This is a genomic window from Viridibacillus sp. FSL R5-0888 (genome assembly GCF_038009105.1).
Lineage (GTDB): Bacteria > Bacillota > Bacilli > Bacillales_A > Planococcaceae > Viridibacillus > Viridibacillus arenosi.
Genome location: NZ_JBBPAU010000001.1, coordinates 335,168 through 347,212, shown reverse-complemented (window position 1 = coordinate 347,212; position 12,045 = coordinate 335,168). Strand labels below are relative to the sequence as shown.

General features: G+C 35.8%; 11 protein-coding genes. 5 read left to right on the top strand and 6 right to left on the bottom strand.

Translation table 11 applies throughout. The features are described 5' to 3' along the window. Positions 1–44: 44 nt before the first annotated feature. Positions 45–182, bottom strand: coding sequence for an Lmo0850 family protein (locus MKY02_RS01785; protein WP_164491933.1), 138 nt, complete (start codon positions 180–182; stop codon positions 45–47). Positions 183–513: 331 nt separating this feature from the next. On the opposite strand from MKY02_RS01785, the gene MKY02_RS01780 reads away from it, so the two are divergent. The 3 genes from MKY02_RS01780 to MKY02_RS01770 all read left to right on the top strand — a co-directional run bounded on the left by MKY02_RS01780 (position 514) and on the right by MKY02_RS01770 (position 2,569). Continuing rightward, positions 514–822, top strand: coding sequence for a metal-sensing transcriptional repressor (locus MKY02_RS01780; RefSeq protein ID WP_038185961.1), 309 nt, complete (start codon positions 514–516; stop codon positions 820–822). 12 nt (positions 823–834) lie between these two features. Then, positions 835–1,062, top strand: coding sequence for a copper ion binding protein (locus MKY02_RS01775; RefSeq protein WP_038185964.1), 228 nt, complete (start codon positions 835–837; stop codon positions 1,060–1,062). Positions 1,063–1,405: 343 nt separating this feature from the next. Beyond that, entirely contained in the window at positions 1,406–2,569 is a 1,164-nt protein-coding gene (locus MKY02_RS01770; protein WP_340710525.1) for an MFS transporter, read from the top strand. Between the two features lie 20 nt (positions 2,570–2,589). On the opposite strand, the gene MKY02_RS01765 is transcribed toward MKY02_RS01770, so the two are convergent. Beyond that, positions 2,590–3,894 (bottom strand): MFS transporter, encoded by a 1,305-nt coding sequence (locus MKY02_RS01765; protein WP_038185970.1) that lies wholly within the window; start codon positions 3,892–3,894, stop codon positions 2,590–2,592. Between the two features lie 133 nt (positions 3,895–4,027). Here MKY02_RS01765 and MKY02_RS01760 point away from each other — a divergent pair, with 133 nt between their 5' ends. Next, on the top strand, positions 4,028–5,269 hold the full coding sequence (locus tag MKY02_RS01760; protein WP_038185973.1) for a helix-turn-helix domain-containing protein: 1,242 nt from the start codon (positions 4,028–4,030) through the stop codon (positions 5,267–5,269). 47 nt (positions 5,270–5,316) lie between these two features. Here MKY02_RS01760 and MKY02_RS01755 read toward each other — a convergent pair whose 3' ends face one another. The 3 genes from MKY02_RS01755 to MKY02_RS01745 form a co-directional block, all read right to left on the bottom strand. Further along, positions 5,317–6,888: a GNAT family N-acetyltransferase gene (locus tag MKY02_RS01755; RefSeq protein WP_038185976.1), complete on the bottom strand. Its 1,572-nt coding sequence runs from the start codon at positions 6,886–6,888 to the stop codon at positions 5,317–5,319. 154 nt (positions 6,889–7,042) lie between these two features. Continuing rightward, positions 7,043–8,041 (bottom strand): DUF4097 family beta strand repeat-containing protein, encoded by a 999-nt coding sequence (locus MKY02_RS01750; RefSeq protein ID WP_076065587.1) that lies wholly within the window; start codon positions 8,039–8,041, stop codon positions 7,043–7,045. Between the two features lie 139 nt (positions 8,042–8,180). Continuing rightward, positions 8,181–9,572: an L-cystine transporter gene (locus MKY02_RS01745; protein ID WP_340710524.1), complete on the bottom strand. Its 1,392-nt coding sequence runs from the start codon at positions 9,570–9,572 to the stop codon at positions 8,181–8,183. 176 nt (positions 9,573–9,748) lie between these two features. Here MKY02_RS01745 and cls point away from each other — a divergent pair, with 176 nt between their 5' ends. Continuing rightward, complete coding sequence (gene cls, locus MKY02_RS01740; protein ID WP_038185985.1) at positions 9,749–11,203, top strand: cardiolipin synthase; 1,455 nt, start codon at positions 9,749–9,751, stop codon at positions 11,201–11,203. Between the two features lie 54 nt (positions 11,204–11,257). Here cls and MKY02_RS01735 read toward each other — a convergent pair whose 3' ends face one another. Further along, positions 11,258–12,031, bottom strand: coding sequence for a M15 family metallopeptidase (locus tag MKY02_RS01735; RefSeq protein WP_076034777.1), 774 nt, complete (start codon positions 12,029–12,031; stop codon positions 11,258–11,260). Positions 12,032–12,045: the final 14 nt, after the last annotated feature.

The window sequence follows — 12,045 nt, the reverse complement described above, 5'->3', positions numbered from 1 at the left end:
GCAAATAAAAAAACTTCGACATCGTATAGTCGAAGCGGAGCATGTTAGTTTTGTGTTTGTGGTGATTGTTTTGGTGGTGCTATTGCTTTAAGTAATTCCAAGCGTGATTTTGTAGTCGTTGCTTTAACGCCAAGCTTTGATAAGTTAGAAACAATTTTAGTCAAATCTACTTCTCTTCCCATACTTTCCACCTCTTCTTTTCTTTGTATTTAAGACGCAGTGTCCCATAAAAGGTTTCAACTACATCATACCCACTAATTAAGTATTTCATGCTTATTATTATAACATTTTTTCGCCATCTGATACGTTTCAATATTGTTACATATATTAAGCGGAAGTAAATCATACTACACGATAAGCCTCATTGACAATGGTATTTTCAAAATATTTATGCTACTTACTACTCTTTAGTTCCCTTGAACATCAATATTTAAACAAGGTATTCAAATCATTAATTTTGAATACCCCCCTATAGTATGATAAAATAATTTCATCAAACGTAGGAGGAACAAAATGACGAACGAATGTCACGATAACTCTTGTCGTAAAAGTCACCATCCAGAGCAAGTAAAAAAAGATTTAATCACTCGACTAAATCGCGCCGAAGGTCAAATTCGCGGTATTAAGGGCATGGTCGAAAAGGATGTTTACTGTGACGATATCATCACACAACTATCCGCAACACAATCAGCTTTAAATAGTGTCGCAAAAGTGCTCTTAAACGGACACTTAAAAGGCTGTGTAAAGGACAGACTAGCTGAAGGTGATGATGAAGTATTAGATGAGCTTATCACCACTATACAAAAATTAATGAGAAAATAAGGAGTGTTTGATATGGCAGAAACAATTCAATTAAACGTAGAAGGTATGTCTTGTGGTCATTGTGTAAAAGCTATCGAAACTGGCGTTAGTGAGCTTGCTGGTGTAGATGCTATATCAGTAAATCTTCAAGAAAGCACAGTAGATGTGGCTTATGATAATACAAAATTGGATAAAACAGACATTTCAAGAGCTATTGAAGAAGCAGGATATGCCGTAAAGGGCTTAGTAGATCCTTCATAAATATCTTAATGATTTTAAAACACGCACAAAACAACTGCTACTAGCAGTTGTTTTTTTATGTTCATGGAGAATCTTTTTTATTCATATACCCACAAATCATCACAAAATACTCAGTCTTATCACATTATGATAAAAAGGAAATTGCTCAACCGCAAAAGGTCATCGTGTCACGATGGTTGTCTCATTATTCTTCATGCTTGCAACCAGGAAAACTATAAATTTGGTGTAATGAGCTTTCGTTTCGACACAATCAAACGCTCATTTATTTTATCTCTGATAGTTGTTTCTAATTTTATACAGCGTTAAAATGAACATACTTATGTTTATAGAAAGCAGGGATTATATGAAAAAATCCATCCTATTATTAATGTCCGTACAGTTTTTCGTTTATTTAGGATTTGGTTTAATCATTCCTATTTTGCCTGAAGTTGTTGTACAACAAGGCTTTAACAAAATGCATGTAGGTGGATTATTAACAGTCTATTCTTTAGCAAGCTTCTTCACAGCGCCTCTTTGGGGTATGTTATCAGATAAAATGGGTCGTAAAAAATTAATTTTAGTGGGGCTTCTTGGCTTCTGCACAAGTTTCTTATTAATTTCGCTCTTTATCGATTCACTTACAATGCTCTATGTTTCCCGCGTTGTCGGTGGACTATTCTCTGGAGCACTTTATACGGCTGTCACAGGTTTTATAGGTGACATGTCTACAGAGGAAAATCGCAATAAGTACATGGGCTTCATGGGGATGTCAATCGGTTTAGGCTTCATCTTCGGTCCAGCTATAGGTGGATTACTTGGTCATTATAGCCTGAGCTTACCATTTACAGCCTCAGCCATTTTAATCTTCCTATTATTCATTTATGCAAGTATTGTGTTAGTAGAGCCTGAACGACTTGGTGAAGCTAATAAACGAGCAATTGTTCCAAAAGGGGCTTCTACTCTTTTCAAATATCGAGTGCGATACTTATTCCTATTTTCATTCGTTGTAACATTTTTACTTGCTGGTGTTGAGTCTACTCTCCAATTATTCCAAATGGATAAAATCAACATCACTTCTGCTCAACTTGGGTCACTATTCTTATTTAGCGGCTTTGTGGATTTCTTAGTCCAAGGCGGTCTTGTTCGTCGTATTAAAGACGGATCTGAAGCTAAATGGTTAATGATCGCTCAAATTATTACAGCATGCGGTTTATTACTATTTCCTTTTACAACAAGCCTTGCTTTCGCAGGTTTTGCACTATGCGTCTTTACAGCAGGTAACGCTTTAGCAAGAACATTAACAGTTTCGTTAACATCAAAAGAATCTGGCGGTAAATACGGAACAGCAGCTGGCATAACATATTCAATGGATAATATGGGGCGTATTATCGGCCCTCTATTCTTCACTTGGGTTTTCACAATGCAAGCGAACTCAACATACTTTATTTCCGCTTCACTGGCAGTAGTAAGTATTCTAGTCATCTTGCTGTTCAAATCAGCTAAAAGGACATTACGTATTTCAGAATAAAAGCAAAAATCCAGTAACCATTATGGTTGCTGGATTTTTTCTGTAAATTTTATTGAGTTTGTAACTTTTGCCAATTCCGGATACGCTTCTTTCAATACAGATGATCTCAACATATAAAGCGTAATAACAATAAGAGTACTACTTGATCCAAGCAAGATCCACTGTGCAGGGAGTTTATCAAATAACACCCCAAATAGCATCGTTCCAAGTGGCATCATAGCCATCGCCATTGTCTCCAGAATACCGAATACTCTACCGCGATATTCTTCCTCTACTTCCGTTTGCATCATGACGCCAATTGGTGTATTTGTAAATACTCCAAATACTGAAAAGCTTATAAAAATAGCTATATAAAAAATAACTATCAAAATATACGAAAACTCTATCCAAAGTGGAATAGTCATTAAACCTAAAGATATTGCCATTAATAATATAAATCGTTTTGAAAATAATAAAGGATATTTTACTTGCTTTCTTGTCGCAAAATAAATAGAAGCTATAAGCATCCCAACTGCACCTGATGCCTCAATAATTCCGATATGCCGTGAATTCACATGTAATAATTCAACTAACACATAAGTTCCACCTACGTTCAAAGCCGAGAAGAAAAAGTTAATCCATAACGCGACCCATATAATAATTGAGACGACACGCTTTGTTTTTAAATATCTAAACCCTTCTTTAAAGCTTTGTAAAAAGTTCTCTTTATCTCCATCACTTTTACCTTCTTTTTTTGAATACAATTTAAAATCCATTGTTGCTTCGAGTAAAAAAGCTGTAGCGTATGCTGCCATATGAATTATTAAGAATACTTCTATCGAAACAAAACCATACATCATACCACCAAGAGCAGGACCACCAATTGCCGCTACCGATAATGAAGCTTGATTAAATGATGTAGCTTTTTGCAAACGTTCTCCATCAACTAAATTTGCAATAGAAGAAGAAAATGTAATACCTATAAATGTTGAAGTGATTGAATAAATTGCTGTTGTAATATAGATCGCAGTTACTGACATCCCGAATATAGATGAATACGTAAGGAGTCCACCCATAGTTAATACGGTACAAGCTTGTGCAATTAATATGATAGGTTTCTTCGAATATTTGTCTGCCATCATACCTGCAATTGGTGCTAACAAAGTTCTAGGGACAATGGAACAAATCATATTCACAGCAAAAGAAGTCGCTGATCCCGTCATCGCTAAAATATATAAACTAATACCAAACCCCAATACATTTGAACCCAATGAAGAAATCATTTTACTAATCGTAAAAGTCCATAAATGATAAGTCGCTTTCTTTAACTTTAACGCTTCATCCAATTGCCATCTCCACCTTCAGTTTAATTTAATTGAAATGTTTAATTTAATTAAACAAATAATACCATGTACTTGACTTCCATTGCAAGCTAAAGTTTAATATAATTAAACTAATTCAAAATAGTGAGGTGTCTGTATGGAAACTCTCGGAACGCGAATACGTAAAATTCGCAAAGAGCGAAAGCTAACATTAGCCGAGCTAGCAGGCGACCGTTTAACAAAAGGTATGCTTAGTCTAATTGAAAATGATAAAGCCAATCCTTCTATGGATAGCTTGGCATATATTGCAGAACAGCTTGAGATTGAAGTAAGTGAATTATTAGAGGAAGTAAGCACATCAGAATTACGCGAGTTACTTGAGAAAGTGAAAAGTATCAAGGTCCCTAAGCTGTTAGAAGCAATTGATCCTCAACTTGAAAGATTACAACTAATCGAGCCTTATATAGACAGACTCCCGATTAGTTACGAAGCAGGACAACTCTTAGTGTTATATGCTGAAGCCAAATACGATGTAGAGAAGCAACATTGGGAAGAACCATTAGATCGTGCTATCCACACCTTCAAAAAGATGAACTTAATGAACGATTGGCTACGTGCCTTTATTTTAAAATCATCTGCTGTGTTCATTAATCATAATTACGAAGAATCGTTAAATATTTTACTAGCGGCAAAAAAAGACATGGAATTGAATCACTATGTAATAGATGAACTACCAAATCTTGATTTACTTTATATGATAGCTGTTGAATACTTGGCTATCGGGATGGATGAAGAAGGTTTTGGAGTCATGAACGAAGCCATCAAACTATCGAAGGAAGCACGTATTTTCTATCGCATCGATGACCTTTATCGATTAGCCGCGTTCAAAGAAATGATGTATGGTAACGAACAAGACTTACAATATTATTTGAAAAAGCTCTCTCAATATGCTGACTTTACAGACGATGTCACAACAAAAGGTTTTATCCTCTTCGCGAAAGCCCATTTCTATAACAGTTTTTTAAAAGATTATGAAAAAGGAAATGAATTTGCTGAGCAATTCTACAACTTTGACGCAGGCGAAGGAAATAAAACAATGGCCTTTTACTATATTGAAAAAGGTAAATCATTATTCGGGATGAAGCGTTATTCTGAAGCACTTGAAGCATTTGAACAAATCGATGGGTTTCCTAAAATTCACCACCCATATGATTTATCTATGCAAAATGAATTACATGCTTATAAAGCTTTATGCTATGAGCAACAAGGTCAATTAGCAAAAGCTTTAGAGGAAGCTAAAATCGGTGTTGATATAGTCGAACATTTTATCGATACACCTTATAAGCAATTTATAAATAACACATATGAAAAGCTAAAAAAGAAAGCAGATGGGCGTTAGCGCCATCTGCTTTTTAGTTTCCTTTTTCATCAGCTATACAAGCCTATTCAACATTTAATTTTTCTGTATTCCTTATACTTACTATACCATTTCTTAAAGCGTTCCCATGCTTCATCAAAGTCAGGTTGGATGATTGAAATTTGCACCCATCCACGCTCTTTTAAATACGTACTTTCATAGTGTAAATGGAAACCATTCATCGCTGCAGCATCTGCCATACTCGTTAAAGATTCGTCTGCTTTCAATGTGACGATCATTGGATAGCCTTCAGTTGTTAAGAAAGTAAAGTCGCCATCTGTAGCTGCCTGTTGTAATTTTTTATATCGTGTTTGCAATAAATCGTAGCGATTTCCTTCAGTATAGGCTAATAGCGCGTTGTTAAAACTCTCCATCAACTGCGCTGGATAAGTAAATGGAATATTATGATTAGAATAATTGCCTAAATCAATATACGATGGAAGTTGCTCATTTTTTGCAATAACATGATTTGAAAATACTACGGCTATACCACTCATTGTGCCGACTGCTTTACCACTAACCGCTGTTGCTATAAATACCTTCTCCATTGAAAAGCGATATGTTCCAAAAGAACTTACACAATCCGTACAAAGTTTCACATTATATATCTCGCATAAACTTTGTACCATCTCTAGATTATTTAACATTCCAGTAGATGTTTCACCATGAGCCATTAACAGCCACTCAAAATCAGACTGTTTTAAAATACTATCTAATTCTGCTTCGTTAAAAGATTGGCCCCAATCATAACGTAGCCAATCATGTTCTAAATGCCAACGCTCTGCTTGCTTTTGCAAGCGCTCACCAAAGGCACCGTTTGTAACAATCAATCCTCTTCCAGAGAGTTTAGTAAGCTGCGCAATCATTGCCTCATTCGCCAATGTGCCACTTCCTAACAGCAAGTGTGCATAACGCGCTCCGCTAAGTACTTCCAGTTTACTTCGCACCTGTCCGATTGTTCTAGAAAAAGAATAGGAACGATGTGATACAGGCGTTTTTAGTAAGGGTGCTTGAATGTCCTCTGTCAGTTGGACTGGCCCTGGATAAAAGGAGTAACGTCGTTGTTTAAAACGACCTGCTAACGATTTCTCATAGCGCTCTGTCGTTAATACCATCGGGATAAATTTTGCATCATCTGTCCCAACTGGCTCTGAAAATGCCTCAAAACCCATTTGCATATACAATTTTTCTTCGCGTACAGTACCAGAGATAACTGCAGCGCCATAGCCATTTTCATAAGCATAGTCGATTAGAGCTCGTGTCAGCATAAAAAAGACACGTCCATTACGATGCTCCTTCTTAACAGCTAACAATCGTACCTCACAAAGCTTCCCTAATAAAGCATCTGCAGGTAATAACTTTTCCACTGGACCAATCTTTTTATCTAAAGAGAAAGGTCGAATATCTCGAAAAGCAACCATACCAACGAGCTCTTCATCCTTCAATACAATTAAGTACATATTTTCATGATGAAAAGCATCCACTCGTCGACCGCTAGGGTTTGGCTCATGCTGAGGGATTTCTTCTACAAATGTTTCGTAGTTAAGTTTGGCGATTTCATCAAATTCATGTTCTGTTTGCGCAATTTTACACCAATACATAGAAAAGCCCCTTTAACGTTTTACTATAATAACGAAATGTTTAAATAGAAGTTTCCATATTAATACTATCAATTACAAAACAGGAATATTTTCTACTACTTTCATTTTATAGCTAAATGGCTACGAAAAAAAGGAGGTAATTCCCCATTTTGTATTATTGTGCAATTAATTCGAAGTCACCTGAATTTGTTCGGGATTTCACGATCGGGTTTCCGTTACCGATTTCGCCCATAATTCGATGTTCTTTTTTCTCTTTAAAAGTCATACCAGAATATATAACTGTCGCATCTCCTGAATCACTCATGAAATCTACACTTAAATTATCTGCCTTGTTTTTCAATATTACTGCTGTATCTCCACTTGCAGTACTAAGCGTTATATTTTCATTCAATGCATTCACTAAAATTGCAATATCACCAGAGCTAGTTTTAGCTGTAATATCCCCAGATAAATAATCCGCTGCTATCTCTCCCGATGTACTATTCATTACTATGCTCTTTGCTTTTACATCCTGTGTGCCTATATCTCCACTAGATGTCGTTAATTTCGCTTCACCATCTACGATAATGCTTTGACCTGTAATATCTCCTGAAGTTGCATCCATTAAAACTTTCTTCGCTTGCATATCTCGAACACTTATATCCCCACTAGAAGTAGTTAATTCTATGTCACCATCTACAGCAATATTATTCCCAGCAATATCACCTGAAGCGGTATGAATAGCTAACCCTTTTGTAGCAATATCTATAAACGCTACATCACCTGAAGAAGTATTCACTGATATTTTTTCATACGTAGCTTTAGGCAATGCTACTTTTAAGTGGACTGACCCTCTATTAAAACTAAAAAATGAGAATGATCTTTTAAATTTCGCTTCAGCTACAATAGTGCGATCAGTTTTCTTTACATCTAAAGAAGCTTTCTTTGCCAAATTAGGATTTGCTTTCCCTGATATAGTGAAAACCGCTTTGTCCCCTTTACTTTCAACGACTTCAATGTCAATCGACGAGCTTAATAACTCAATCGCCTCTATATCTGTTACGTCAATCTCTTCCTCGATAATCGCATTTTTCATTTTCAATCCAGTAAAGTAATAAAAGCCACAAACTATAATTATTGCTATTAAGAATATACTTATCAATACTTTCTTCATTACAGCACCTCTTTCCTTTATTTTACTATATCAAAAAGAAAGATATACCATATCCGACCAGAGACGTATTTAAAAAAGGACGCTAGATGTAAAAAAAGCCTACTCTAAGTAATACTAGAGCAAGCTTTCATTAAGTACATTAAATTTCAGTTAGTTCTTGTGATGTTTCAGTGTTATAAACATCTTTATCTAATTCACCTGTCACACGTGCAGTTGCAACACCTGCAGTCATTGAACCATTTACATTTAACGCTGTACGTCCCATATCAATTAAAGGCTCAACAGAAATTAAAACACCTGCAAGGGCTACTGGTAAATTCATCGCTGATAGGACAAGGATTGCAGCGAACGTTGCACCACCGCCAACACCTGCCACACCAAATGAGCTAACTGCCACTACAGCAATCAATGTTAAAATGAATGATGGCTCTAGTGGGTTAATTCCAACACTTGGTGCGATCATAACAGCAAGCATAGCTGGATAAATACCTGCACACCCATTTTGACCAATTGACAAACCAAACGAACCTGAGAAGTTTGCAATCCCCTCTGAAACACCTAAACGATTTGTCTGCGTTTGAATATTAAGTGGTAATGCACCTGCACTTGATCTTGAAGTGAAGGCAAATAACAATGTCGGCGCCACTTTTTTTACATAAGTGATTGGATTTAAACCTGACGCAGTTACAATCAATAAATGAACAATGAACATAACGAATAACGCTACATATGAAGCGATAACGAATTTACCCATATTGTAGATTGCACTAAAATCTGATGTTGCAACAGTTGCTGCCATAATTGCCAAAATACCGAATGGAGTTAAACGTAAAACGATTTTCACAACACCCATTACTAGAGCATAAATTGCATCAATCCCACCTTTTATTGTATCAGCTGTCTTTTCGTCTTGACGCTTAACTGCTAAATAAGCAAACCCTAGAAACGCTGCGAAAATAACAACTGCAATTGTTGAAGAAGAACGTGCACCTGTTAGATCTAAAAATGGATTAGCAGGCAGTAAATCGATAATTTGTTGTGGTAATGTTTTTTCACTTATATCAGCTGATTTTGCAGCAATATCTTCACCACGTTGCATTTCCGCATCACCTTGTACAATTTGCGATGCATCCAATTGAAAACCTACTGCTGAAGTAATGCCAACTGCCGCAGCAATTGCCGTTGTACCAACTAAGATGAATAAAATAAGTGCAGCCATTTTACCAAAGTTTTTGCCGATAATCACTTTCGTAAACGCTGAAAGTATTGAGATAAACACTAATGGCATTGCTACCATTTGAAGTAATTTTACATATCCCGAGCCAATAATACTAAACCATCCAACGGAATCCACTAATACTTGTGCGTCAACGCCATACGCAAAATGTAAGATTAAACCGTATGCAATCCCTAAACCTAGTCCAGCAAATACCCGCTTTGAAAATGATATATGTTTGCGGTGCATAATAACTAATAAACCAATGAGTAATACAAGTACTACAACATTGAGTAATGTCAATAAAGTATCCATAGTAAATCCTCCTAATAAAGAACAACATAATGATAAATATATAGAATACCATAAACCATTAATACCTATTGGTCAAGTAGGTTTTAAAGAAACTTATAGATGGACTTTATATTCTTCTTTCTTGTAGATTTATAAGATATACTAAAGAAAAGAAATAATGGAAGAAGGTGTAGCGTATGGTTGTAACATTCTTTTCATTTATGGTATCCCTCATCTTATCGTTGAACATCTTATTAGCAATCCCCATTATATTTTTAGAACGACGTGAGCCTTCCTCAACGTGGGCTTGGATATTAGTCCTTTTCTTCTTCCCGGTAGGCGGTTTCATACTTTATTTATTATTAGGTCGAAAATTACGTAAAAAGCACCTTTTCCGTTGGGAAGGTCGCAAGAAAATTGGGATTGAAAAACTAATCGATTATCAAATGGAGGCAATTGAAGATGATACCTTTGAATATCGTTTAGATGATGCAGCTCATTATAAAGACCTTATTTATATGCACCTAAGTACAAATCATGCTGTGCTAACACAAGATAACTCTGTGAGGATTTATTCTGATGGTGCTGAAAAATTTAAAGCTTTGCTAAAAGATATTGAAACCGCAAAAGACCATATCCATATTCAATACTATATTTTCAAAATGGATAACTTGGGAAGACATATCTACAATGAGTTAATAAAAAAAGCAAAGCAAGGGATACAAGTAAGAGTATTATATGATGAAATGGGTTCTAGAGGAGTACACAAGCGGCATTTCAAGGATTTGATAGAGGCCGGTGGTGAGGTGGAAGTATTTTTCCCATCAATTTTACCTCTCATTAACCCCCGTTTGAATTACCGAAATCATCGCAAGCTTGTTATAGTCGATGGTCGAACAGGATACATCGGTGGATTTAATGTCGGTGACGAATATCTTGGATTAAACAAAAAATTCGGCTACTGGCGTGACACACATTTACGTATAGAGGGAAGTTCTGTACATCCACTTCAAACTCGCTTCATTTTAGACTGGAATCAAGCATCTGATAATCAGGATATTGAATATTCTGATCGATACTTCCCTACGTTTTCCCGTAAAGGTGAAGTTGGTTTGCAAATAGTATCTAGTGGACCTGATTCAGAATGGGAACAAATTAAAATCGGCTATGTAAAACTAATTGGTATGGCTAAGAAGTACGTTTATATTCAAACACCATATTTCATTCCTGATGATAGTTTTATGGATGCAGTGAGAATTGCTTGTTTATCAGGAATTGATGTGCGTATTATGATTCCTAACAAACCTGATCATATGTTTGTTTACTGGGCAACCTATTCATATATTGGTCAACTCATTAAAGCTGGGGCTAAAATCTATATTTATGAAAATGGCTTCTTGCATTCAAAAATGATCGTCATCGATGATGAAGCCTCTACAGTAGGTACAGCTAATATTGACTTCCGTAGCTTTAAATTGAATTTTGAAGTGAATGCATTTATCTATGATCGAGAAACTTCCCATCAATTAGCAGAACTGTTTGAGCAAGATATGCAGTTAAGTACCGAATTAACACCCGAAAAATACGCTAATCGCTCTCGAATGATTAAAATGAAAGAATCAATATCTCGGTTGCTATCACCAATTTTATAAACAATAAAAGCCTTCTGAACTTATGTTCAGAAGGCTTTCCTAATATATAGTATTTTATTTTTCGATTTCTAAGTATTCTTCTAATGTACTTTTATTATTATAGATATCTTTAGCAATATCTTTACCTACGTAACGGAAATGCCATGATTCATGCATATAACCTGTGACATTTTCTTTTCCTTTGGGATAGCGCATGATGAAACCATATTTATGGGCATTTTTTGCAAGCCATTTCCCTGCTTCAGTTTTCCCAAAACCTTCATCTGCAAAAAACTGTTCACTTCCTACCTCACCGATATCAAAAGCTAACCCTGTTTGATGTTCAGAATAACCCGGACGAGCACTATATGTATCTGCTGCTTCTTTGCCATCCCTATTTACATAATTCGCATACAACTCAACTTGACGATCATAAGAACGATAAGTACTAAAAGCATTAAAAGTATATCCTTCAAGAATTCCTGCAGCATTTAATTCTTCAAAAGCTGCACGTGCTTCAGGATCTTCACCTGGAGCAAAATCAGCAGGTAAAGGATACCTTTTACTTGCGATTAACAGATCGCTTATATACGTTGCTTCTTTAGGAAGTTCTTGTCCAACAATATATCCACCAGCATCACGTACTACTTCTTGCTCATTTTTTTTTGGATCTTGCGTTTCTAAACTCTCTTTAGAATCCACATCCTCTTGGAATGTTTCAGTTGTTTTTGATGATTGTTCATCCTTATTTTCAGCATCTTTATTCCCACAACCTGACATTATTAGCGCAAAAACCGCAAATGAAGCCATCATCTTAAATGGAAATTCGATATGGTTATTTTTACTCATTACAAATCGATACC